A 24,112-nucleotide genomic window follows, 5' to 3' on the forward strand; every position below is an offset into this window, starting at 1 on the left:
CCTTTTACTTTCTATAAACAATGGTCACATTATACGTTTTTTTGAAATAAGGGTTTCTAGAAATTTACGATTAAGAGTTTTGGCTGCAAAAATTTCGAAAATTTTTAGAATCTGAACCATAATCATTGACTGGAGAGAACCAATAATTAAATAGGCATTCAAGTCTACAGGGAAAGCGTTGCTGGCTTGTTATAAGTTTCCCATCGCCAATTGATGCAACGTTTGTGATTCCAGAATCGATTTTATGTCTTTTTTGCTGTTTCGTCGTACTGATTGGCTCTTGATTAACAATAAGATGCTTAACAGCGAGCTTGATAATGGATAAAAATAATACCCAACCGTTAGTATCAATTATTACACCAGTCTACAACGGTGAAGAGTACCTGCCTAAAACCGTTGCTTCCCTTCTTGGACAGGACTATGAAAATATTGAACTAATTTTGGTTAATGATGGCTCAAGTGATGGATCTGCACGGTTACTGGAGTCTCTTCGGAATCAGGACCCTCGCATTAAAGTATTTCACCAGGAGAATGCAGGGGTTGGCGCCACCAGAAATTTTGCGGTATCTCAAGCTTGTGGTGATTTTCTGGCCTTTTGTGATCAGGATGATATCTGGCATCAAACTAAACTGTCTAAACAGGTTCCCCTGTTTGGTAATCCGAAAGTCGGCCTGGTTTATTGCGGAGCCTTAAGTGAATATGTTCAGCGTAACTCTGTACATAGGCCGTCATTTGAAGATAAACATCGCGGGGATGTTTTTGAGCATTTGATACGACTGAATATGTTGACTTGTTGTACCGCAGTGGTTCGCAAATCTTTGTTTGATTATGTTGGTGGTTTTGATGAGTCAATGGAGTTAATGGGGGTCGATGACTGGCATTTGTGGCTAAAAATTTCATTGTTTAGCGAATTTGATTTTGTTGAGGAACATCTGGCTACTCATGTATTTCATGGCACCAATTTTTCACAAAATGATTTGCTTATGTACCGTGCAGAACTGGAGTGTCTGGATAAAATTCAGAAGTACCTGGATGAGTTGAGGCTGCATAAAAATATCCCATGGAGTAAGATTAAATTCGCCAGCAGTATTCGTTATGGAAAGTCTTTCGTTTACAGCGGCTTGTATAATTTAGCAGGAGAGACATTTATTCAAGCGGATCAATGGGTACCTTCTCCGAGGCACCGATGGCTAGGTCGTATCCTGAAGTTTGTTCCGGACTTCTTACTTCGCCTTGGTCAAAAGAGCAGACGTTTTCTCACGCGACAAGTTAATGGCTAACCCATCATATCAACCGAATTTGATATAACTTCAAACGGATAAATCATAAAACCATATGATAAAGAAAAATAAAAATAGTCGTTCAAAACTTCAGTCGCAGGCGATCATAGTTATTGGTATGCATCGCAGCGGAACCTCGGCCCTTTCCGGTGAACTTTCTCGGTTAGGGGTGTTTATGGGCAAACACCTGCTGAAACCGCAAAAAGGAGTAAACGATAAAGGCTTTTATGAAAATGCCCGGTTACTTAAATTAAATGAGCAATTGCTGGATAGAGTTCATTTAAGTTGGGATCATCCATTATTACCGCCTACCTTGCCCGAATCAATTAGCGAAACATTCAAGCGAAGAGCAATTCGTTTTGTGCGTCAGGAATACGAAAGCGCATCGCTATGGGGAATGAAAGACCCCAGGGTTTCCATGTTGTTGCCATTCTGGCATCAGGTTTTTTTAGCCAGTGCAATTGAACCTGTTTATGTGCTGATGATCCGCCATCCTCTCGAGGTTGCAGCATCACTTCAAAAACGTGACGGTTTTAGCCGTGATAAAGGATTAATGCTCTGGTTAAATTACAATTTTTTTAGTTACTTATATTCATTGCAAAGTCGGCGAGTGATCATTGACTTTGAATCGTTACTCGACAATCCGAACGCAATGATACGGCCGCTGATGGAACAGTTGGCGATTACCCCTGTTAATGACAGCGACAATTGTTTTATCGATCGCAGTTTAAAACGCCAACTCTCTGCAGATAGCAATGCCAAAGGTATCCTGGCCAATATGGCGATGGATTTATATCGGGCGATTAATCGCAATGATCGCCATGAGGTTGAATGCTTATTTAAACAATATCAGGTGTTTCAATCCAGCTTACATCCGGTGCTTAAAGAACATTTACGACAGGTTAAAGCCGATGAAGTGCACTTTAGGAATCGGTTTGAATCCTTGTATGACAGTCTTACCTGGCAACTTATTCGCCCTCTGAAAAAACTGGAGAGCCTGCTAACCTCAAAACAGTTTTAGCGGATGAGCCGATTTAACGTTAAAATCGCTCGAAACATTATGGCCATGAAATTAATCTCGCATTCGCGGATGCCTTTTGGGCTCATAGAGATGGCCTTCGATAATCTGAAAACCAATGGTTGTAATTTAACCCTCGACAACCAATAATATCCGGCGTTGTAATTCTCTGTATGGCTTGCCGTTTTTATGCCTGACTCACTACTGTTTCACAAGACGTATAAGCATCCAACCAGTAATGAATGGGTGGTTTTTATTCATGGCGCCGGTGGCAGTTCCAGCACCTGGTTTCGACAAATCAAAGCATTTAGAAAACACTTCAATCTATTGCTGCTCGATTTACGTGGACATGGTGGCTCTGCATCCATATCCCGAACCGGCATCTTTACCGGTCGCTATACGTTTAAAGCGGTAAGCAAGGACATTCTCGATGTACTCGATCACCTGGCGATTCAGCGAGCTCACTTTGTTGGTATGTCTTTAGGCACCATTTTAATTCGCAACCTTGAAGAGCTTGCACCGGAACGAATCTCTTCGATGATCCTCGGCGGCGCTGTGACCCGTTTTAATTTTCGTTGTGCTTTTTTGGTGAGGCTGGGTGATATGTTTAAGCATCTGTTGCCCTATATGTGGCTTTATCGTTTATTTGCATTTGTGTTAATGCCGAAAAAATCGCAGAGTCTGTCGCGCAACCTGTTTATACGTGACGCAAAAAAATTATGTCAGAAAGAATTTAAACGTTGGTTTAAATTGGCAAATGATGTTAACCCGCTGATGAAGTTATATCGCCAGCGCCCTACCAGCATTCCATTGTTATACCTGATGGGAGAAAATGACCATATGTTTCTTGAGCCGGTACGGGAAGTATCTGCGTTGCAACATCAGGTTCAGCTACAGGAAATCGCTGACTGCGGGCATGTCTGCAATGTCGATCAGGCTGGCCTGTTTAATCGCTATTCGATTGAATTCATTCATCAACAAACGCAACATCAATAAATAGACTCGCCGACTACCTCCCGGGTCTTGTTATATACCTCATTAAACCAGGCGGTAAATTGTTTAGAAGACTGGTTTAGGGCATTGTCAATTTGGGTTTCGCTCCACCAACGACAATCCATGACTTCGTCCGGGTTGGCCGAAAATTCAAGAGTTGGACACTCGCAGATCAGGATATGATCATACTCGTGCTCGGTGAGGTGATTATCGAGTCTGGCTTTATAAATTATATGACCAATACCAGTGAAATTGAGGGGTTGCACAATGCCCAGTTCCTCATCGATACGACGCGTCGCCGCCTGAGTAATTGATTCACCATCTCGAGGATGAGAACAGACGGTGTTACTCCACAACCCACCACTATGGTATTTATGGCGAGCCCGTCGTTGTAATAAATACTCAATCCCCTGATTGGTGAGCCGGAACAGCATGACTGAAAAAGCCAAATGTAAATCGCCATCAAGATGAGCCTGCAATTTGCCTTTTAGCCCGACAGGTTTACCTGATTCATTTGCTAACACTACCTGCTCTTGTCGGTCATCCACAACAATCTGCCGTTCAATTAACTTCGTATTTATTAAGTGTAGTCGGCTACAGCGGCTATGCTTATACCGATGCCATGTGCGAGTCATTAGATTCCATTGAGCAGGAATAATGACCCCACTCCGATATGGATCAGTGATTATCATTAGTTTGAGGAAGTAGTTATGTCCAAGTTTAATCGTCGTGCTTTTCTGAGGTTGTCGTCAGCTTCGGTAATTGGGGTGACCTTAGGTGGGATATCACTAAGAAGTTACGGAGCGGAGCAGGTGGATCCCGAAGACCCAACCGCTAAAGCCCTTAAGTACGTTCACAAGTCTGAGGTTGAAGGGAAAAATTGTGCAAACTGCACCCATTTGCAGGCCGGTGATGATCCACAATGGAAACCCTGTGCTTTGTTCCCTGGTAAACTAGTCAACAAAGACGGCTGGTGTAGTGCCTGGATGGCGAAGGCCTAAGCCTGGGGCAGTATCACCGCATAGAGCAGGCAATCGGATAGGGCGATATCCGTGCGGTTGGTGATCATAAACAGGTGTAGCTTTGTAGAGCATCGGATTTCACCGTGTTGCAGGTGAAACAGTTCATCGATGCGCTCCTGACCATGCTCATCTGTTGCTGTCAGGCTGTTAAAACCCTCTTCACTTGCCCAACCGAGTAATTGCCCAGGGTGCCAGTCAGCGAAATTGTATGCATCGATATTTGCCATCAGGGTAATATCGTCTTTTGGCTGTTTACTGTTGCTGTATCCAAGCCGGACAGCCTTATCTTTTCTCACTTCGAGGCGAATTGGCTGGTCGAGGATGACCGCTGGTTCACTGTCAATGCGAAGTTCTGACAGTGGTGTGTGCATCAACCGATGAATACCTGTGTAAGCGGTTTGATTCGCTAATTCATCGCCGGTACCGCCACATTCGATAGTGACACAGGGAAAGTCAAACTCCAACTCAAACAGAGCACCAACATTTAGCTGTGAGCGCACAATAAAGGGACTAAATTGCTGGCAAAGCAGGGTGTGATTGTGCGTTAAATGGCGGGTTACAGCAAACGCCGGGCTGGCACCGGAAGTGTTATGTAAATCGAGTAGCCAGCGCGGTTTTAGGGTATTTACGAAGTAAAATATTTTAAATGCCAATAATTCCGGAAGCATAAGTTTAGTCGATCCACCCGATTGGCCATCAATACTTGCGTTGCTCTGTGCAAGGGCGTAATTCGCCGCCCAGGTTTGCAGGTTACTGATTTTAAAACAGCGGTTCAGATCCGCTTCATTAGGCAGCATTCGATGATAAAACTTTGGTGGCGTTGTCGCAACGCGAACGGATGCAACCAGGATATAGGTATCACAATAAGGGGTTGGCTGTGTATCGAGTAAACGTCGTAAGGCTTCAACCCCAGACGTTTCATTGCCATGTAGTAAGGTAGTGAAAATCTGTGGCTTGCCGCTTGCTGCGGATTTATCTGCAGCAAAGCGAACCACAAAAGGTTCACCATCAAACTGGGCAATAAAATCGTCCAGGTTTATTCCTGCAGACAGTTGCCTGGCCTGATAAAGTTTAAATCCATGCAGAATTTGAAAAGCGGTGGCTGTATGTTTGATGTCGTTCATGGCGCAGTCACAGTCCATTCACTAACCGGAATATCCTGGTGCTGATAGTTCAGGTAGGTTTTCAGCATCGCCTGTAATGCCTGATGCTGCGGTAAAGTTTCGACATTTCTGGCGAGCTGCATTCGTTGCCAGTGCGCCCCTGAAGTTTGTGCCTGCCAGCGTTTTTCAAAGATGGTCAGCCAACGTGTTGCTTCGAAATCATCCACGCCAAGCTTTTTTAGGCCGTCTTTTGCGCTCGGCCACAATTGGCTGAGAATATCATTGGGCGAACATTCTTTGAGGCCAAATCCATCGGATTTTGGCCAGATCAATCGCGCATTCATCCCGTGTTTCGCCGCTCGATAAAAATTATACTCGGCATATTTAAATGGTAATTTAACCAGGTATTGTTCGATATTTTCTGCCAGGCCAAATGCGAGGCCAGCCATCACCGCAGCATTTGCCACCATGTCAGAGATCGTTGGGCCGGCTGGCAATGTTCGCAATTCTATTCGTAAATGGCCATTTTCATGGTGATCATAAATTCCTCGGTTCCAGCTCCAGACCGTTCCCTGATGCAACTGCAACTCTTCAAGTTTTGCTGTATTTTCCCCAGAGGTATCCGGAGTGTCATAAATTTGTGCAAAAATGGGTTCGTACAAATGCACATTACTGGCGAATAACTCCCAAATACCATGTCGGTTCCACTCTTGTCCGTAGACAACTCTGGGCGGAAATCGCCACTCTTTATGACCGCGCCTGGTATCGATGGATTGTTTAAACAAGGCTATCCGGGTTTCATCCCACAATCGGTGGCCGAGTAATGTCGGAGAGTTCGCACTATAGGCCAGTACGGGGGCAGTGATGAGTTGTACAGCATTATAAATGTTGGAAAATTGCTGAGTTGGAACCCTAAGGTGCAGCTGGAATGAGGTTCCCGCACCCTCAAAAGCAATGGACTCAGTGGTGATATTTAACGGGTCTTCGCCGTCAATATTTAACTGAAATGGTTCACCGCGTTTTTTAAGTAATTTCGCTGAAAAAAGCTTGTAACGCTGCATATTGGAGAGCACCTGGTTATTAAGGTCGTCTTTATCCAACGTCGGCAGAATGCCGATGCTAACCAGTTCTGTATTATGTTGTCTGGCGCATTCATTAACGTCTCGAATCGCCGATTTTATTTCTGCGGCGAGATTGGTGAACGGGTTACCCTGACTGAGTTGCGGCGTTAAGTTGAATTCAAGATTGTAGCGGTTTAACTCTAGCGAAAGTCGGGGGTCCTGACTCTGCTCAAGTAGTTGTTGATTTGTGTAGCTTGCTTTACCCCTGGTATCGATAATATTGGTTTCCAGCTCTGCGCCAATACTTAATGGACCGTCTCCAAACCCAGGCTGCTCAGTAATCTCCTGTAATAAGTCGAGTTGTTGGTGTAATCGTTGCCGGAACAGTCCCCGGTCCTGATCTTCGGGACGGCTGGATATTTCTCTGCCCATCACTAACCCTCTTGGTTGTTAATTATTATCGACAGTTTCGTCATTTCTGAATAACCGTTTTGACGCAAGCTAAGCGTATGTATCTATCAGTATAATTGTTGTAGATAATTGCAATAGGCAATCACCTGTTAAAATCATCATAAAGCATTCATTGTTAACTTTATGATAAATTTGACTTTGCTTTGATTTGGATCATATTCCATCCTTCAGGCCACCTGATGAACTATAATCATAGAGCGTGTTGACCTTTGCTGGACGAACTTTGTTCAATAACGATTAATTGTCGCTCCAATCATTGAGTCTACAAAAAAGCTTATTGTATGAAATGTACCATTGAATTCTGCGAACAGCGTTTGTTTTGAATCTGGCCTGCGTTTTTTCTCTTTACCGTACAATAAGTACGCTAAAGGGAAAAACCCTTGCCCATATCCCAAACAACTCGCTGCAAAATTGACCTTCAAAGATAAACACGCTCTAGTAAACTCGAACGGCAGAATAAGCTTTCTGGCCCTTGCTGATAACATCAATGCTCATATGGCTCGGAAGCTTTTCTCGCCGATCTGTTCCATGTGTGTCAGGAGGTAGCTATGACAATTGCATCAACACTGGAATCTTATTTACACGACCACCATATTCCTTTTCAAAGCGTGGTTCACCCTCACAGTAGTAGCTCAATATCTACCGCAATTTCTGCGAACGTACCCTTGCAAAATATTGCTAAAGCAGTGGTGTTAAAAGACCACGAAGGACGTCGGTTGTTGGCGGTATTGCCAGCAAGCTTTAAAATCAGCTTGTCTGCGCTTAATGACGAATTACTGGCAACTTACCGGCTGGCCCGGGAGCAGGAAGTTTATAAAATGTTCAGCGATTGTGAGCATGGCGCTATTCCGGCACTAGGGGCTGCTTACAATATGAATACCGTATGTGAACAAGTTCTAGATGATATGGAACATGTCTATATCGAAGCTGGCGACCATCAGACCCTGATAAAAATCGATAAAGCTCACTTCCAAGATCTGATGAAAGACAGTAAGCATTTACACTTTAGTCGCCAGGTGATTCACTAATTGTAAGATAAGAGTGAAAGGTGGAAGGTGGAAGTAGTTGAGCAGACAGCTATTGCTGTCTGCTCTTCAGGATGCTTTTATAACTGCCACTTAATACCGGTGAAGATGATTTTGCTGTATACGCTACGCTGGCTGCGCGCCGAAAATCCTTCCATACCCTCCATGTCCCGGACTTTTTTACGCATCGCAAACCAGTCAGGTTCGCCCCATAGGTAACAGCGCTTTTTTAAACCTTCAAAAATCTGATCTAATTCGGTATTTACCTCAGGGCCGAGCATGAAATATCCCATCTCATTGTTAATAAAACGAGAGCGGTAGTCGAGGTTGGTGGTACCGACGAAAGAAACATTATTGGTGACGATAAATTTAGCGTGCAACTTACCGTAGGTCGTATCACCTCCTATCAGGTCCGAGTCCAATCGGCCAAGCTGATAGATTTTAATTCGTGGGTTTTTGATGGCATTTTGAAATTTGTCTGACTGAATAAATTCCGGATTCTCTTCACTGACCTCCAGGTCATCCTGCCACTGGTCAATCATAGCGGGGTCATGCATTAATAATCGAGGAACCATTTCCATATCGATGATCGACTGAGTCATGAAGTTATCGGAAGACATCACAGAGTTGGTGATTACTTCTATGGTTCGCTCGGGGTCTTGTGCCAGCCATTTCTGCATGCGTTCCATTTCCTGGTAGCGGCCATCTTTTTCTTCAGGTTCTTCATTGGCGAGAAAAATGTAGGGAGATACAATTCTCACGTGCTTGACGTTGTACTTGGTGCTGCCTAGTTCATCAAGGATTTCAACGATAGAGTTAGGGTTTCTGCCCTGCACTTCGGCATAGCTTTCGAATAACTCCCAGCTGACAATGTTAGCCATTTCATGGGCAAGCTTTAATTTAGACGGGTGAAAATCACGGTTTATCTCTTCGGCAATTTGCGCGTATGCAGGCGCAAATATCGGCCCTTTTTTAAGCTCATCGAGAGATTCGATTAACTTCTCCTGTTGTCCTTTGTAAGGTAACCAGACGCTTAGGTTTTTGTTGCCATCATGGCTGTAGAGTACGGTCAGGTACAACTCTGATACCCGGGAGATGGTAAGGGGGGAGCCATCTTTTGCTTTTTTATGGGTTTGCAATAGTTCTTCACGGGACATATCCGGGTTTCGGATCAGAATCTCCAAATCCTGGAAGGTATCTTTATTAACCTCACCATTTTCATCGATTCCATAATAGTGCAGGGATATATTTCTGCCGCCTGTCATCACATAGGCATTTTCTGGCGAGTTTCCGTCGACCACGAGCAGCTTGTCGTGAGAGCGGCGGTTAATGTTAACAAAAATTTTCGATACGGCATTAAAGATTAAAACCTGAACCCGGGCTCGCTTATTGGTCAGGTTACCATCAGGGGCGCGAATAAAACCTGCTTCATCGGCACATCGTAAAAGCCCTTTTAATTCCTCGTGTCGCATGTCCGCCGATCCCAGTGAGTCAATCATCAGCCTGACGTCTACCCCACGCTTGACGGCATTACAAAGTGCGCCAAGGATAGCATAACCCGCTAAATCGTTATCGAAGATGTAATAGGTTGCGTCGACCGTGTATTTAGCGTTCTCAATAAGCCATATTTTCATAGCCAGTGAATTCACACCATCTTTAATGGTCGGGCCGATCACCTTAACCTGGCCTTCAAGAATTGGAATATCAGCATCAATTCCCAACTGCAAAGGGTTATCTTTTAGCTCATCGGTACTTCGCCAGCGTCGTTGATCATAATACTTATTGATAACGTCATTATCGTTGGCTTGCGCCTGCTCACACTGATAAAGCTTGTATTGCGGTGGGCAGTAATCATCAGGTTGTGATGAACAACCCAGCAAAGAAACGAATAAAATAAAGCAGAGAAGAGGTAGCCTTAGAGGTAATATCCCCATAATTTCACCCTTTGGCGATGTAATTATCGCTTGTTATTCAATGGACTTACTTGAGGGGCACTTCTGTCGTCCTCAGGCAACAATGCTGCCAAGTTTTATCCAGATTATGAATCTGCAGATAATGCAACACCCCTCACTAAGCTTAGACGTGAAATGTGGAAATGGAAAAGTTAGGGGGGGGAATCCGGCTGTTGTTGCCGTTAAATCAAAACAACCGGATACTTGGGTGTAATTGTGGCTTATTTTTCTTTAAACCAGGCGATTTCATTGCATTGGTAGGAGCTGCTCAGAAACTCCATTAACAGGGCTTTTTCTTTAAGGCGCTTTGCTTCCTGACGACATTCATCAAGTGTCGTGTAGGTACCTATTTCAGCAACTTGTCGACTTTCGGCGTCGAGTTTTACCAGTTGAAAGTGATCGCCAACGACTTGATGAACAAGATAGGCAATCGCGGTCAGCACAATTAAATCTTTCATATCACATCACTCCGTGAATGGATTGCTCAAGGAATTTATACCAATTCCAATTAGTTTACCGTGATGAATAAAAACTGCTGTTAACAATGTGTAATCTTTTGGTTGTTTTTTGTTGAATGAATATTAGGCAGCTGTTTAAGGCAGGGGCGCTGTTACTGGGCTACTAGTTTACCAAACCCAAGGGCAACACAATGCTTGCCCGGGCACCGCCTATGGGGCTTTGACTTTTAACGAGTTTTCCTTCGTGACGCTTAATAATGGACTCGACAATGTATAAACCAAGTCCGAAACCTGTGGTTGTTCCCTGGTTGTTGGTCCGCTGCCTGGCAGCATTAAAGCCCGGGCCATCGTCGTCTATATGAAACCATATTTGTCGCTCGTCAAACTCGACACTTAACTGAATCCGGGTATTGGCATAGCGCAGGGAATTGTTAATTAAGTTCGATAGCGCAAGTTCAAGTTGGGCACGATTAGCCGCGATGGCTTTGGTGTCAGCCACGGTCTGAAATTGTACCGGAATTTCGAGGTTTTGATATTTATTGCTTAGCACTTCAAGCAGTGTGTTTAACTGCAGAGGTTGCAAATACCCCTGATCAAGCTGTTGCGAACGACTAAATTCCATATAGTCTGTGGCAAGGGTTTCTAGTTCGGCAATATCGGCTCGCATTCGTTGCAAGTGCTTATCCTCGATATTTCCTTCCAGGCGCTTGAGAACAAACTTCATGCGTGCGAGCGGCGTACGAACTTCATGAGCGATGATTTTTGCTAAATCCCGGTGTAATTCGACAAACTCAACCAGGCGGCTACTCATGGTGTAAAGGGCGTGCGCTAACGGGTAGACCGTTGATTTTTTATTGATGGTAAGTGGCTGCGGCTTTTGGTTTTCACCAAATTCATTGGCACATTTTTGTAGATAGGCCAGATCACGAAACATCGGCCACATTAACAGCAGAAATACTACAGCCAGGGCACTGTAAAAAAACAGGACCATGAAGTTATCATCGACAGGTTCCGGCGTTAAGGCGATGGGCCCCCATTGAATGAATCTTTCGCTGTCGTGGTTACGAAGATAATACATTTGCTCATTTACCGCGAAGGCAATGGTCTGCTCGGCATTTATTTGCGCGAGTATGTCATCGGATAACTGAATATTGGCTTTTTTAATGAACCTGAACGCTGCTGGATTGCTGCTATTATGCGCTGCAAACACATCTTCTACGGGAATATTATATTGCACCGGCGGTGCATAGAATTGTTGATAGAGTTGGCTAAAACTGAAAAATAATGCAAATACCGCCAATAAGATGAACAGGTAAAAACGGATAAAGTGACTATGCATTATTCAGATGTGCCCAGTACTTAAATACATAGCCTTTATTACGAACCGATATTATTGTTAATTCTTCAAGTCCTACGCTAATCAATTTCTTGCGCAGACGACTAATGCGTAAGTCTGCAGCGCGATCTTTACCATCATAACTGCGACCAATCACATCTTCGAACAGGCTGTCACGGTTTATAATGTCATCACCACGTTGGGCAAAATACCAGAAAATTTCAAATTCCTGTGCGGTCAGATCCAACGCTTTACCGTAATAGGTGACTTGTGCTGTTGCTTTATCGAGATAAAGATTGCCCAAAGTTAATGTGGTTGCCTGAGTCCTTCGCTCAACCACGCGGATATTGGCGCGAATCCTGGCAAGCAAAACTTCCGGGTCTACTGGCTTTAAAATATAATCAGCGGCACCCGCATTTAGCCCTTTAACTTGTGACGAGCTATCGGTCATTGCGGTGAGGAATAAGATCGGCACGTGAGGTTGTGTCGACAACTCAGGTAACAGATCAAAGCCATTGGTATCCGGCAACATAATATCGCATAAAATCAGGTCAAAGGCCTGGCGTTTAATTTGCGTTAACGCGTCATGTCCATTGTCGGCCCAGGTGACCCGAAACTCAAAATCATTGAGGTAATCACTAACCAACTCCGCGAGCGGCTGATCATCTTCAATAAGGAGAATTGTGTAGGTTTTGGCAGTCATTAGAAAATCCAGCCTAAGTTTCTTCTCGGGCGTAAGTTTACCGGTTTAAATTCAGCGAGTTTCAGTACTGATGTATACAGCACCTGATTCGTATGTTCCTCGACAATATCGATTGTTACGGTTTCATTAATGGTTAGGACTCGTTGAAACCTGGCTTTTTCGACCTGCGCCTGGCATTGACGTATGCGTAGGGCTTCGATAACCAGGCATACATCCATTTTTGCGGTCAGCTGTAAATCGACATCGAGTTTAAACTGGCACTGGGCATTGTTTTGGTTACGCACACAGATCTCGGGAAGGATATTGATTTCGGAAATTTGCGTTGAGACATCGCTAACCTCCTGAGCCTGTGCGAAAGCGCCACTTAATGCGCAGATAAACATACTACCAAGTCGAACTATCATCAGCTTAAACGTCATCCTAGTACCTGTAAGAAACTCCGACAAATCCCGAAGAGTAATTGGATTCTTCAACTAAAATGCTTTGTTTAAATTTACTGTCGAACCAGGTTTTTTTAAATGACAAGCCGACCGACCAGCTGGGATTAAAATGATATCTCAAGTTAACACTGCTCCATGGTGACAGGGTGTCACCAATGTCCTGCTGTCGAATAGCTATAGTATTTTCCTGGTCTGTCAACCGGTAATAATAATCGCTTATATCTGCCGATTTATAAGTAGCGCCAAACTGGACCGTTACGGTAAATGAGTTCCACTGCATTGGTTTGGCAAACGTCAGTGAAATTTCTTCACCATGGTGTACTGAGGTGATGTCTTTGGCGATAGATAAATTGGTTCGATACCAGGTGTTGATATGACTGATGTTAATGCCAGCCATATAGCTTAAATCACGCTCTATATCTTCGAGGTTTAACTCAACCCTGGTTGCCTTCCAGGTATTTTGGGTGATACCTGCGATAGAAATGACTTTTGCAGTATTGGAGTCGGCAAAGAAATAGCCGTCATTATTGAAGTAACCGTAAGCATCAACCAACCAGATTGGCGACTCATACAGGCTATAACCAAAAACCAGGTTTTCGATGTAAAGTTTGTCGCCATAGTAGCTAAACTCAGGTAACAAGGGTGAACGAATGTGATCGCGCTCCCGTAACGGGTTTTCGATACCACCAAACCCTGCTGTCAGGCGGAAATCGAATGACCCTGGTTCAACCAGAGTTTGCTCAGTTTTATTTTGCGCCAGAGACATTGGGGACATAAAGATGCTGGCGAGAAAAACGGAGAATAGAATAGCGTACTTCATTGTTATAATTTATCGCTTATCTGAGACATATAGCGTGATTAATTAACCACATATCTAAACGATATTTATCTGAGTTGCAATGCTTTAAGTGTGGTTTTTTGTACGTATTTGTAGCATTGACCTTGGGTTATCGATTGGTTTACAAGCTGGTTACCTGATAAGAACAGCCCATTATCTGCTCCGATGAGGTTAGACCTAAAAATCTGGTTGCTAACCGGTACGTTTCATCAACATGAATTAACTTATTGAATGTTAACCAGTGTTTGACGATTTACTGGCAAACTGGAAACTATCTTATAGACTTTAAACTGGTGACGTAAAACAACAACTATTCATTAAGAGAAGGGACTTGCCTTGAAATCGCTAATACTCCCCCTGACCATGCTATTGGGCGTTGGTGTCGTACAGGCGCAGACAGATACACAGCCTGCTCAACAGGATCCCGTCGTTGAAGCCTCGCCGGCAGAACCGATGACGGCTGACCAACAAGAAACAGAGATGTCAGGTAACGAAACACCTGATGGGGTAGAGCAGTCAGAACAACAGCAAGCTCCTCCAACGGCGAAAGAAAAGCAAGAGGACAGCGTCTTTGCCTACGATGATTTTGGATATGGTCTGGGTTTTGGCATCTTGTACTCAGGGTTGGGAGCAAACGTCAACGTTACCAAAGCCAATGATATGAAATACGCCTCATTGGGCTGTTTGGGACATTCCTCCGAAGGAGGGCTTGCCTGTGGTGTCGGAGTAGGTTGGATTCGTACCGATCTTTTCGATGTCGATCCGTTTTATGCGGATAAGCATGGTGTAGGTATCTATGTTGGCGCCGTGGGCAGTGAAAAAAGCCGCGAGCCGAGTCGTCGTTTCCCGGATTACGACAATGAGATCGTCTGGGGTCTGGCTGGAAGCTATCACTATTTTTTAAATGGTATAAAGAATCCCGGCACCAATCTGGGGGCCAGTTTTGTCATTGGAAATGGTAATGACGACATTGAGTTTGGTTTGCTGCTACAGGTTGGCTATCAGTTTTAGATAATACTTTTAATCGAAAACTCGCTAATGAATAAGATTGTCATTATATCTTTCTGTATTAGGAATAATGTATCAGATATTTATTGAGGCTATTATTCCAGTTCGATCATTTTGCTTTTATTGATACTATTCAGTCTATTAGCTGGTTTGATTAGTTGTTAATTGAGCTTCTTTAAGGCTTTATGCTAGTATCTTGGTAATAATTTATTATATTGGCCGATTAAAATGTCAGTACTTGTAAAGATTCGCGCGATCCGCGACTCACTTACCTCAAATGAGGCTAAAATTGCCGACTTCTCCCTAAAATCTCCGAATGTTATCAAAGATTTATCATCGCAAAAGTTAGCCATGCTGGTAGGCGTCAGTCAGTCGTCAATCGTTAAGTTCACACAAAAGCTGGGTTATAAAGGCTATCCGGATTTTAAATTTGCGCTAATTGAAGCAATTAATGCCGAAGCCGATGATGTGCAATTACATGGAAAAATTACCGTCAATGATGATTTTGAGCAACTGAATAAAAAATTGTTGGCCAGTAAACATAAAGTATTGATAGAAACGTCGGGTCTTAATGCCGACCAGAGTATCGAGCAGGCGGTACAAAAGATTAAATCTGCAAAACGAATTCTGGTTAGTGGTATTGGTGCGTCGGCTCTGGTGGCCAAAGATTTCAGTTATAAGCTGCAGAAAATTGGCAAAATGGCACTGGCGGAAGCAAGTGGCCATATTCAGTTATCATATGTATCGACGTTTTCTTCTGATGATTTGGTAATCTGTATCAGTGAATCAGGGAATACCAGTGATGTAGTTGCTGTTGCTAAGCTAGCCAAAAAGCGCGGTGCCCAGGTAATTACCATTACCAATTACAGCGATAACCAATTGATGAAATCCGCAGATGTGAAGCTTTATACCGTTGCAGAACAGTCTTCGATTCGACTATCTTCAATCATATCCCGCACCTCCCAGGAGTTTGTTATCGACCTCTTATTCATCGCCCTGACCCAGGCATCTCGCGGTGCCCGTAAATCGGTGGAAGAATCCAATAAGGCGGTGAAGGATTTTGTAAATCAGAAAGACTGACCTAAACGCGTCGCTGAGGCGCGTTTCAGGTGGAGGGCTTCGCCAGTTGGAGAAATCGCTCCACTGAGTTGCGAGTTAGGTGGAGGGCTACGCCAGGTGGAGTAAATACTCCCTTGCGTTGTATTTAGGGTGGATTCTAGCGATGAGGGAGCCAAACACTCGAATTCCTCGTATTTTGGGATACCTGAAAACCAACATTGCAGCTATGCCGCAACTCCACCGAAAATCGCTCCTCGATAATGCTCCTTGATAACTGCTCCTCGATAACTGCTCCTGCGTTATTCTACCTACATACTTCCATGTATTAGTGCGTTATTCTACCTGCGCACATCCATGTCCTTGTGCATTTTCGGCATACCGGCCAATCCATGGCCATAACCTTCAAGGCAACGCCTTGATTCCATCTCCTTTTTCGTCCTGAACAAAAGTGCAGGACAACACCCGTCCCGCGTCCTGCTATTCGAAAATCGTTCCAGACATTTTCGATATACACACCATCCATGGCGATAACCGGGCATACATACATCCATGTAATAAAAAAGCCCCTCTCGGGGCTACAGGGAGATGTATTCACTGGGTCTTGCGACCCAGCGGCCTCAGTTCATGTTAGAACTTCACTGAAGCATTAAGGAACCAACGGGTACCGTTATCGTTAATCAGCTGGAAGATACCGCCCCAGTTATCCGGTGAATTTTTAGTGCGATATAGCTCACCAGTCAGGTTGATACCCTGCAAGCTCAATTTCAGGTTATCGGTTACATCGTAAGAGAATGCCACATCGATTGATGTTTGCTCTTCGACTTCCACGGCCGACCCAATACGATAGCCAGCAAACCAAGGACCACGGTAGTTAGCCATGATTCGAGCAGAGAAAGTATCATTCTCCCAATACCCAGTAGCATTCCACATTTCTTCAGAATTTCCAGGAAGTGCTAGACCTGAGTCTCCGGTGTTATCGGTAACTTCAGCATCGGTATAGGTATAGTTAGAGATCAGACCAAAACCATAAGCGAACTCTGTTTGGAATTGCAGCTCGATACCTGTCAGTTTACCTTCACCACCATTACGTGTTCGACTGACTTCGAAAACTCCAACCTCGCCTGGTATCGTTTCCTGCGCAGAGAACGGGAACAGGAATTGATCGATATCCTTGTGGAATAGTGTCGCACTCAGCAGAGAAGCTTCATCAAAATACCATTCAATACCGATATCTAATTGGTTTGCACGCCATGGTTCGAGATATGGATTTCCGGCATTACCGGTGAAAGTATCGGTGTTGTAACTAAAAGTATTCTTTAGATCCTGATAATTTGGCAAAGACATAACTTTAGCTAGCGCACCACGAAGCAATAAATCATCAGTAATGTCGAACGTTACGTTTAAGCTCGGTAGTACTTCTGAATAGTCATTTTCCGTTACCACCCCCATGATCCAAACATTATCTCTTAATTGGTTGGCGATCGAGTCAAGCTGATAGTCGACATATCGAATACCAAAGTTACCTTTCAAACGGCTATCAATCGCCTCAAATTCGGCCATTGCATATATCGCCAGGGTATCTTCGTTGATTTCATAAAAGTCATTTAAAGATTCGTTTTCAGGTAATTGTGTATTATCGACGGTATTTTCAAGGGAAAATGCTTTTACTCCACTCAAACTAAAGAGTGGTAAACACTCGAGGGTATTGGCCTTTCCAGCTTCATCAAATCGATCACATTTGGTGCTGACAAAGCCAAGGTCTGCCATCGTCTGATATTGTGCGCTCAGGCTGTCATAATTTTTCAGTCCAAAGGAGTGTGATGAGCGTTCATTTTCATGTTCTTTATATTTCACACCCGTTTTTACCGAAGTTAGGAATGCCAGCTCAATTGGAAATGTCAAATCGAGTTGATAATAAGTTTCCTGATCTTCATCGCTGATATGGACATTGCCGTCACCCCGTATTTCTAACGGATAACTTGCTGGATTTGCATAGTCAAAGTCGTTAAAACTTACCCCTAAGGCATTACCTGTTAAGTCCAGGGTGAGAATTTCGTCTCCACTAAGACCGGCTTTAGCCATATTGGAGGTATTGATTTTGCCAGAGTAACCGTAAACCTTGATATCCCCTTGCGCCTGGGTACGACCAATTTGCGCATGCAAATCAAACAGGTCATGAGAATATTCGATTTCAAGGTCAATCGTACTTGCATCTGGTTCCGTATTGCGGAAAAACGTGTCTGGACCAAACCAATAATCATTACCTGCGCTGCCATCAATATCACTCAAATAAACATCGTGTTTAAGCGCTGCGTCACCGAGACCGTAGGAAACTACATCACTGGCGCTAGCGTTGCGCAATACTCCGGCCCGGCCTGGTACAACCAAATAGTTAGAGTTAACGTTGTTCGCCTCTAATGAAAAATCCAGGTAATTCAGAGTAAAACCCAGAGAGTCCGTTGGTTGATATTGAAATGTTAAGTTGTACGCATTTCGTTCGCGCTCCTGCTGGAAGATAGCATGACCAGCACCCCAGGTGGCGTGTGTTGCCCCAGACGTATCCCCGCCGGCTGCAAAAGCCGCCGATTTGTCTGATGCCATGTAGTTTTCCATACCATCATAGGTAGTAAAACGTTCCTGATGAGAAATGGAAGCCAGGAAACCAAATTTTTCATTGTCAGATTTCCAACTAAATAGGCCTGATAAAGCGGGATCCCAGCGATCAGCATTTTCAGAATATTGGTATTCCAGAGATGCTTGCAGTGTGTTTGCATCGAGATCGAGCGGTTTACGGGTTTTGATATTGATGGTACCACCGATTGAGCCTTCCGGTAGATCGGCTCGTGGTGATTTATAGACTTCCAGGCCTGCAACCAATTCGGCTGCTAACATATCTGAACGGAAACCACGGGTTGGGCGATAGCCTTCAAACCATTGGGCGGTAGAGATAGATTGGCCATTAAGAAAGGTTAAACTTAACGACGGGTCTAGACCACGAATTGAGATCCCGTCGGCTTCACCGAATCGTCTTTCGATACCAACACCGGCGATACGCTGCAAAGCATCACCGATGTTTTTATCAGGAAACTTACCAATATCTTCAGCGGTAATCGCATCTACAACTGTTGTTGCAAATCGTTTTGCATTCAGGTTCTCGCGAGCCGACGCCCTGAAACCTGTAACTTCAATTTTTTCTATTTCTTGTTGTTCAGCAGCTTGCACTTCTTCCTCTGCAGCGAATGCACTCGGTGCATACATTGCTGCCAAAATGGATGAAGTTAAAACCGAAAGTTTTAATTTCCCAGTGACCCGATTAGCCATTTGAGATTCTCCCATATCGATGTTTCTTAGTCGTTGTTTTTAAAAATATAAAAAGGAACATGGATCATTTTTACACAGTTTTTTTACAAAAAACAAATAAATTATTATCAATTGATGGTTGGTAAAGAATATTTTCTTCCGCGTATCCTGGGTATTTTTTAGTCATCTTCTGTGGTTTTTATTTGTACAGTTTCTGTATGGGTTTTGCTCTACCTCTTAGTATTCAAGGTTTGCGCTGACAGCGTTGTCAATTTGCCAGGCAGCAATGATGCAGAAAAAGGGCGGGTTTATTTGTCTTTAATCAGCAAATAATCGCAATAAAAATTATTTTCGGGCAGGCGTTTTTATAGCGGCTTAGCAAAAAGCCAGAGACTTGCGGTAGCATCAGCGGCGATCTTCGCGATAGTATAAAATCAAACAGCGACATATAAGAAAAAAGTGTTATGAACAAAAAAAGATTGCTGATTCTTGGTGGTGGTACTGCTGGCTGGATGACTGCACTGCTAATGGCAAAGCGCTTAGGTGAGAATATCGACATAATTTTAGTCGAGTCTCCAGATATCCCGGTTATTGGCGTTGGGGAGGGGACAACGCCATATATTAAGCAGTTTTTTAAACAACTGGATATCCGTGAGCAGGATTGGATGCGCGAATGCCAGGCGACGTATAAGTGTGGTATCAGATTTCCTGACTGGTCTACAAAAATAGGTTATCAATCCTATTTTCATCCATTTTTTTCGCCACTGGACAAACAGGTAGGTGAGGCTTTTTTTCACAATGTAAACTGCCGCCGCGCTGGTATCGATGTTAATGCCAACCCGAGCCATTATTTTGTTACTTCCTATCTTGGCGAAAGGGGGTTGTCTCCCCATTGTTATCAGGCATTACCGTTTGAACTCGATTACGCCTATCATTTTGATGCCGCCTTGCTGGGTAATTATTTACGGAAAATTGCTGTCGAGATAGGGATCATTCATCGCCAGGCCAATATTATTTCGGTTGGGCATCAGGTGAATGGCAATATCGAAGCCTTGATTACTGATTCCGGGGATAAGTTGACTGCAGACTTGTTCATTGATTGCAGTGGCTTTCGGGCACTCTTACTGGCTGAGGAGTTAAATGTGCCTCTACACTCATACGCCGATAGTTTGCTAAATAATGCCGCCGTTGCCATACAGGTTGATCATCAGCAGAGCTCTTGCCTGGATACCTTATTACCAACCGAGACTCGTTCCAGCGCGTTATCAAATGGCTGGATGTGGAATATTCCTCTCAATCAACGGTGGGGCAATGGTTATGTGTATAGTCGTGATTATATTTCTGCGAATAGCGCCGAACAGGAATTACGGGTGGCACTTGCCATCGATGACAGTGTAGATGCCCGGCATCTGTCGATGCAGGTTGGTCGTCGCACTCGGCACTGGCAAAACAACGTTATCGCGGTGGGATTATCACAGGGCTTTGTTGAGCCACTTGAGGCCACGGCATTAATGCTGGTGCAATACACCATTGAACACGCTTGTGCAGTAATTGAAAAATCAGATTCGCAAAACCTGCAGGATATAGCGGACGGCGAGAAACGTACCTTCAACGACATAATCAATGCCATGTTCGATGGCGTTCGTGATTACATTCTGGTGCATTACCTGACTAATTCTCGTGATGACACTAAGTATTGGCGAGATAATCGCCATGGATTAATGATTCCTGATACGGTCCGTCACTTGCTCGAAGTCTGGCAATCGGATGCCGATATTGAACAAGAGCTAGGGGGCTATTTCAAGACCTCGATGTATTCAAAAGCCAGTTGGTATTGCTTACTTGCCGGGATGGGAGTTTTTCCTGAATTAGTCGATGATAATAAGAGGTCCAGCCATTCAATTGCTCCGTTAGAGCCTGTAATTGCCTACAATCAAAATTGTATGCAACACTTCCGGCCGCAAAGGGAGATTATTGGCTAGCGTGGCTGGAGGTATCTGAGGGTGACTAAAGGTGACGACGGGTGACTTTGGTAGCAACTAAACGTCTTGTTGCTGCGTTAATGCTGAAAAAGATTCACCATAAGGCGTTTGGCCCTCCGAAACCTGAATCCTGAGGCCTGAAACCTAAAACCTGAGACCTAGTCTCAGGTTTTGTTAGATTTTTTGAAAGTCATTCTCCTGCAGGCGTGTTAGCAGCTCCCGGTTAGTAGGTAATTGCTGTTTTGCCTGCTGCCAGCTTTGTTGCAGCCACTGAGATTGCTGTTGTGCTTTTTCTCGTTGTGCCGGGCTGGTAACCGGCGAATCCATCCGTAACTCCGGTCGCATCCCATAAAGGATAAACTCATAACTTTCTTTGGTGAACGGCTCATACTGGCTGCTAAAGTCATATTTAGATATCGGATTTTCCAGCCAATAGTCCAAACGTTGTTGTAAACCTTCGGGAATCGAAGCCGGGTCTTTATTGTCGCGCCAGAACGGGGAATCATCACGCTCTGAAAGTACGTAATGCATCTTGATAAACTCAACGGTTTTCTGCCAGCGAAAGGCAAACGACTCATTAAACTGATTGCGAACATAATCCATGCCACGCTGATTTTTGGGGAATTGTTCGGCCAACATAAAACAGGCCGCTTCGATCAGGAAAATTGCGCTGGCTTCGAGGGGTTCCATAAAGGCTGCAGATAAGCCGATGCCGATACAGTTTTTTTCCCAGAACGTTTGCCGATGACCAACCCGCATCTGCAGGTGCCGAGCCTCAAGCTCTGCTTCGCTATCATTAAGGTAGTCTCTTAATAACTGCTCAGCCTGCTCCGCCGATGAATACTTGCTGGAATATACATAACCAGTGCCGCGTCGGCTCTGTAAGCCTATATCCCAGATCCAACCGGCTTCCTGGGCAGTGCTGATAGTTTGCGAGGCGATAGGGCATTCAGGAGTCTTGTACGGTGCCTGAATGGTAACAGCACGATCGACAAACAACACATCATTAAGATCGATAAAGGGCACCTTAAGAGCTTCTCCGAGCAATAAAGATTTAAACCCGGAGCAATCAATAAACAGGTCAGCACCGAGATCGTCAGTCCTGTCCGTACTTAATGACCGGATGCTACCGTCATTATCTAAGTGGACGTCGGTAACGTTGGCACTAATGTAATTAACGCCCAGCTCTGTGGTGGCCACCGTTTTCAGAAGCTGGCTAAACTTACCGGCATCGAGGTGGTAGGCGTAGTTAAAGACGCCCTGGTATTGAGGCGTTACCATCATCTTCGGGGCTAAATGGTGCTGACATACCTGTTCCTGTAATGAGATAGCATTGGCATAGCTGGAAAAGCCGAGCGAGCCGTCGAGCCAATAGGGAACCGGGTTAAACTCCCAGGAAAAGCCAGGGCCATCAAACAGGTGATAGTAAAAGTTATCGGTGTTGCCTTGCGCAGGACGATGCCAGTTAACGAACTTTGACGCCTGTTTAAAGCTAACATCGCATTCGCGGATAAAACGAGATTCATCAACACCAATGCGTTGCAGGGTAGTTCGCATCGTTGGCCAGGTACCCTCTCCAACACCGATGATCGGGACGTCAGGAGATTCCACCAGGGTAATTGTAATGGTATCCGCGGCTTCTTGATTTAGTTGTCTGGCAAGGTAGCAGGCGGTCAACCAACCGGCGGTACCACCACCAACAATGGTAACTGAGTTTATGGCGTCTGAATTCATATTTGATTGTTATTATGATTGTTATTCAACGTTGATGAACCATGACATAAGCCCGGGTAAACATCAATCTGCAACCACTTCCAGGACAAACGCTAAGGATACAACAGGTACTTGGCACGCATCTGTTTGTAGGCGGTTAGCGATTCTTCCCAGCTAGCCCTTATCTGCTGTTCCGACTTTCCGGCGGCAATGGCCATTCGTAACTGATTGGTACCAGCGAGTTTGTCAAAAAACTCAGGCCGTTGGAAAAACTCGATGCCTTTGCCTTTAAAGGTGCTATGCCATTCAAGCAGGTAGCTGAGCTGTAGTCCATGAACATCGGATTGGCGCAAATCCTGACCCTGTAATTTCGTATCCTGAAGTTTCGGATACAGGGCTGCCCCTGGAGTCGACTTCGGGGTAAATGTAAATTTGCCGATATGAGCACCGCTGTCTTTTTCAAAGCCAATCACCTGAAATGGAAACGGCGTACCGCGGCCAATGCTAATCGGTGTAGCCTCGAAAAAACACAGCGATGGATAAAGTGCAACCGAACGACTGTTGGGAAGATTTGGACTGGGTTTGACCGGCAATGCATAGGGCATTTGATGATGGTAGCCTTGCATTTCTACCAGTTTCAGATCTAGTCGCTTATCGGTTTTCAGCCAGCCCTCGCCAACAATCATCTGCGCCAGTTCAGCGACCGTAAGTCCGTGCAATACCGGGATCGGGTGCAGGCCAACAAAGGAAGTAAACTCAGGTTCTAAAATAGGGCCGTCAATCCAGGCACCATTCGGGTTGGGACGATCAAATACCCAGAATTGCAGTTGGTTGTCGGCGGCCGCCTCCATCATGTAATGCATTGAGCTGATGTATGTGTAAAAACGCAGGCCGACGTCCTGGATGTCGAAAATCAACACATCCAGTTGTTGCAGAATGGCATCATCTGGACGTTTTTGACTGCCATAGATGGATACAATGTCGATACCAGTCTTGCTATCAACCGACGAGTCAACTTTGGCTCCGGCGTCATAATCGCCGCGAAAACCATGCTCTGGCGCAAAAATAAAGCGGATATCTATGTCATTGTCCAGTAAAAAGTCGACCAGGTGTTGGTTGTTCACTCGTGAGGTTTGGTTAACAATAACCCCAACGCGCTTATCGGCAAGCGCTGGCAGGTATTGGCCGATGCGCTCGGCTCCCAGCGTCAGAGGTTTGTTGGAAGAGGGTTCAGGTATCAAGCCTTCCCTGGCCTGAATACCTGATGTCGTCAACTGTAAGCAAATTGCCAGTAGCAAAATGCCATATATTCTTTTGGCCGTTGGTGCCATCAACGATACATTGCTCATA

Annotated in this window: 20 protein-coding genes; 8 read left to right on the plus strand and 12 right to left on the minus strand. The window is 44.6% G+C overall.

Annotation, left to right across the window (positions count from 1 at the left end):
* The first annotated feature begins 317 nt into the window (after positions 1-317).
* The 3 genes from E8M12_RS01255 to E8M12_RS01265 all read left to right on the plus strand — a co-directional run bounded on the left by E8M12_RS01255 (position 318) and on the right by E8M12_RS01265 (position 3,294).
* Entirely contained in the window at positions 318-1,280 is a 963-nt protein-coding gene (locus tag E8M12_RS01255; RefSeq protein ID WP_136734255.1) for a glycosyltransferase family 2 protein, read from the plus strand.
* A gap of 55 nt (positions 1,281-1,335) precedes the next feature.
* Positions 1,336-2,301 carry a sulfotransferase family protein gene (locus E8M12_RS01260; RefSeq protein WP_136734256.1) on the plus strand — a complete coding sequence of 322 codons (966 nt, stop codon included), beginning with the start codon at positions 1,336-1,338 and terminating at the stop codon, positions 2,299-2,301.
* 186 nt (positions 2,302-2,487) lie between these two features.
* The gene (locus E8M12_RS01265) at positions 2,488-3,294 is read left to right on the plus strand and encodes an alpha/beta fold hydrolase (RefSeq protein WP_136734257.1); all 807 of its coding nucleotides are present in this window, start codon (positions 2,488-2,490) and stop codon (positions 3,292-3,294) included.
* Here the strand turns inward: E8M12_RS01265 and idi are convergent.
* On the minus strand, positions 3,288-3,839 hold the full coding sequence (idi, locus tag E8M12_RS01270) for an isopentenyl-diphosphate Delta-isomerase (RefSeq protein WP_211244962.1): 552 nt from the start codon (positions 3,837-3,839) through the stop codon (positions 3,288-3,290). The two genes, E8M12_RS01265 and idi, sit on opposite strands and share 7 nt — an antisense overlap.
* Positions 3,840-4,001: 162 nt before the next feature.
* Here idi and E8M12_RS01275 point away from each other — a divergent pair, with 162 nt between their 5' ends.
* On the plus strand, positions 4,002-4,292 hold the full coding sequence (locus tag E8M12_RS01275; protein WP_136734259.1) for a high-potential iron-sulfur protein: 291 nt from the start codon (positions 4,002-4,004) through the stop codon (positions 4,290-4,292).
* Here E8M12_RS01275 and E8M12_RS01280 read toward each other — a convergent pair.
* Entirely contained in the window at positions 4,289-5,437 is a 1,149-nt protein-coding gene (locus E8M12_RS01280) for a M14 family metallopeptidase (RefSeq protein ID WP_136734260.1), read from the minus strand. The two genes, E8M12_RS01275 and E8M12_RS01280, sit on opposite strands and share 4 nt — an antisense overlap.
* The gene (locus tag E8M12_RS01285) at positions 5,434-6,909 is read right to left on the minus strand and encodes a glutamate-cysteine ligase family protein (protein WP_136734261.1); all 1,476 of its coding nucleotides are present in this window, start codon (positions 6,907-6,909) and stop codon (positions 5,434-5,436) included. The genes E8M12_RS01280 and E8M12_RS01285 overlap by 4 nt, the downstream gene beginning before the upstream one ends.
* Before the next feature lie 587 nt (positions 6,910-7,496).
* Between E8M12_RS01285 and E8M12_RS01290 the strand changes: the two genes are divergently transcribed.
* Complete coding sequence (locus tag E8M12_RS01290) at positions 7,497-7,976, plus strand: YbaK/EbsC family protein (protein ID WP_136734262.1); 480 nt, start codon at positions 7,497-7,499, stop codon at positions 7,974-7,976.
* Between the two features lie 77 nt (positions 7,977-8,053).
* Here E8M12_RS01290 and E8M12_RS01295 read toward each other — a convergent pair whose 3' ends face one another.
* The 6 genes from E8M12_RS01295 to E8M12_RS01320 form a co-directional block, all read right to left on the minus strand.
* The gene (locus E8M12_RS01295; protein ID WP_136734263.1) at positions 8,054-9,907 is read right to left on the minus strand and encodes a phospholipase D-like domain-containing protein; all 1,854 of its coding nucleotides are present in this window, start codon (positions 9,905-9,907) and stop codon (positions 8,054-8,056) included.
* Between the two features lie 239 nt (positions 9,908-10,146).
* A complete protein-coding gene (locus tag E8M12_RS01300; protein WP_136734264.1) occupies positions 10,147-10,383 on the minus strand; it encodes a hypothetical protein in 237 nt (78 codons plus the stop codon).
* A gap of 163 nt (positions 10,384-10,546) precedes the next feature.
* Positions 10,547-11,722: a sensor histidine kinase gene (locus E8M12_RS01305; RefSeq protein ID WP_136734265.1), complete on the minus strand. Its 1,176-nt coding sequence runs from the start codon at positions 11,720-11,722 to the stop codon at positions 10,547-10,549.
* Complete coding sequence (locus tag E8M12_RS01310; RefSeq protein WP_136734266.1) at positions 11,715-12,422, minus strand: response regulator transcription factor; 708 nt, start codon at positions 12,420-12,422, stop codon at positions 11,715-11,717. Before E8M12_RS01310 ends, E8M12_RS01305 begins: the two co-directional genes overlap by 8 nt.
* Entirely contained in the window at positions 12,422-12,841 is a 420-nt protein-coding gene (locus E8M12_RS01315) for a DUF3019 domain-containing protein (RefSeq protein ID WP_136734267.1), read from the minus strand. The genes E8M12_RS01310 and E8M12_RS01315 overlap by 1 nt, the downstream gene beginning before the upstream one ends.
* A 1-nt stretch (position 12,842) precedes the next feature.
* Positions 12,843-13,682 (minus strand): MipA/OmpV family protein, encoded by an 840-nt coding sequence (locus E8M12_RS01320; protein WP_136734268.1) that lies wholly within the window; start codon positions 13,680-13,682, stop codon positions 12,843-12,845.
* A gap of 354 nt (positions 13,683-14,036) precedes the next feature.
* On the opposite strand from E8M12_RS01320, the gene E8M12_RS01325 reads away from it, so the two are divergent.
* Positions 14,037-14,711 (plus strand): hypothetical protein, encoded by a 675-nt coding sequence (locus E8M12_RS01325; protein WP_136734269.1) that lies wholly within the window; start codon positions 14,037-14,039, stop codon positions 14,709-14,711.
* A 225-nt stretch (positions 14,712-14,936) separates the two neighbouring features.
* On the plus strand, positions 14,937-15,788 hold the full coding sequence (locus E8M12_RS01330) for a MurR/RpiR family transcriptional regulator (protein ID WP_136734270.1): 852 nt from the start codon (positions 14,937-14,939) through the stop codon (positions 15,786-15,788).
* 606 nt (positions 15,789-16,394) lie between these two features.
* Here the strand turns inward: E8M12_RS01330 and E8M12_RS01335 are convergent.
* Positions 16,395-19,103 (minus strand): TonB-dependent receptor, encoded by a 2,709-nt coding sequence (locus E8M12_RS01335; protein WP_136734271.1) that lies wholly within the window; start codon positions 19,101-19,103, stop codon positions 16,395-16,397.
* Between the two features lie 428 nt (positions 19,104-19,531).
* On the opposite strand from E8M12_RS01335, the gene E8M12_RS01340 reads away from it, so the two are divergent.
* Positions 19,532-21,049, plus strand: a complete 1,518-nt coding sequence (locus E8M12_RS01340; protein ID WP_136734272.1) for a tryptophan halogenase family protein — start codon at positions 19,532-19,534, stop codon at positions 21,047-21,049.
* Between the two features lie 174 nt (positions 21,050-21,223).
* Here E8M12_RS01340 and E8M12_RS01345 read toward each other — a convergent pair whose 3' ends face one another.
* Entirely contained in the window at positions 21,224-22,783 is a 1,560-nt protein-coding gene (locus E8M12_RS01345) for a tryptophan halogenase family protein (protein ID WP_136734273.1), read from the minus strand.
* Positions 22,784-22,875: 92 nt separating this feature from the next.
* Complete coding sequence (locus tag E8M12_RS01350; RefSeq protein ID WP_246033977.1) at positions 22,876-24,111, minus strand: exo-beta-N-acetylmuramidase NamZ family protein; 1,236 nt, start codon at positions 24,109-24,111, stop codon at positions 22,876-22,878.
* Position 24,112: the final 1 nt, after the last annotated feature.

Source organism: Thalassotalea mangrovi (assembly GCF_005116735.1).
In the GTDB taxonomy this organism is placed as follows: Bacteria; Pseudomonadota; Gammaproteobacteria; order Enterobacterales; family Alteromonadaceae; genus Thalassotalea_A; species Thalassotalea_A mangrovi.

Excerpts from the sequence above, each read along its gene's own strand:
- E8M12_RS01255 (WP_136734255.1), top strand. The coding sequence starts at position 318 with ATGGATAAAAATAATACCCAACCGTTAGTATCAATTATTACACCAGTC.
- E8M12_RS01260 (WP_136734256.1), top strand. The coding sequence starts at position 1,336 with ATGATAAAGAAAAATAAAAATAGTCGTTCAAAACTTCAGTCGCAGGCG.
- E8M12_RS01350 (WP_246033977.1), bottom strand. The coding sequence starts at position 24,111 with ATGAGCAATGTATCGTTGATGGCACCAACGGCCAAAAGAATATATGGC.
- E8M12_RS01305 (WP_136734265.1), bottom strand. The coding sequence starts at position 11,722 with ATGCATAGTCACTTTATCCGTTTTTACCTGTTCATCTTATTGGCGGTA.
- E8M12_RS01300 (WP_136734264.1), bottom strand. The coding sequence starts at position 10,383 with ATGAAAGATTTAATTGTGCTGACCGCGATTGCCTATCTTGTTCATCAA.
- E8M12_RS01280 (WP_136734260.1), bottom strand. The coding sequence starts at position 5,437 with ATGAACGACATCAAACATACAGCCACCGCTTTTCAAATTCTGCATGGA.
- E8M12_RS01315 (WP_136734267.1), bottom strand. The coding sequence starts at position 12,841 with ATGACGTTTAAGCTGATGATAGTTCGACTTGGTAGTATGTTTATCTGC.
- E8M12_RS01285 (WP_136734261.1), bottom strand. The coding sequence starts at position 6,909 with ATGGGCAGAGAAATATCCAGCCGTCCCGAAGATCAGGACCGGGGACTG.
- E8M12_RS01335 (WP_136734271.1), bottom strand. The coding sequence starts at position 19,103 with ATGGGAGAATCTCAAATGGCTAATCGGGTCACTGGGAAATTAAAACTT.
- E8M12_RS01290 (WP_136734262.1), top strand. The coding sequence starts at position 7,497 with ATGACAATTGCATCAACACTGGAATCTTATTTACACGACCACCATATT.
- E8M12_RS01330 (WP_136734270.1), top strand. The coding sequence starts at position 14,937 with ATGTCAGTACTTGTAAAGATTCGCGCGATCCGCGACTCACTTACCTCA.
- E8M12_RS01265 (WP_136734257.1), top strand. The coding sequence starts at position 2,488 with ATGCCTGACTCACTACTGTTTCACAAGACGTATAAGCATCCAACCAGT.
- E8M12_RS01320 (WP_136734268.1), bottom strand. The coding sequence starts at position 13,682 with ATGAAGTACGCTATTCTATTCTCCGTTTTTCTCGCCAGCATCTTTATG.
- E8M12_RS01345 (WP_136734273.1), bottom strand. The coding sequence starts at position 22,783 with ATGAATTCAGACGCCATAAACTCAGTTACCATTGTTGGTGGTGGTACC.
- E8M12_RS01275 (WP_136734259.1), top strand. The coding sequence starts at position 4,002 with ATGTCCAAGTTTAATCGTCGTGCTTTTCTGAGGTTGTCGTCAGCTTCG.
- E8M12_RS01310 (WP_136734266.1), bottom strand. The coding sequence starts at position 12,422 with ATGACTGCCAAAACCTACACAATTCTCCTTATTGAAGATGATCAGCCG.
- E8M12_RS01295 (WP_136734263.1), bottom strand. The coding sequence starts at position 9,907 with ATGGGGATATTACCTCTAAGGCTACCTCTTCTCTGCTTTATTTTATTC.
- E8M12_RS01340 (WP_136734272.1), top strand. The coding sequence starts at position 19,532 with ATGAACAAAAAAAGATTGCTGATTCTTGGTGGTGGTACTGCTGGCTGG.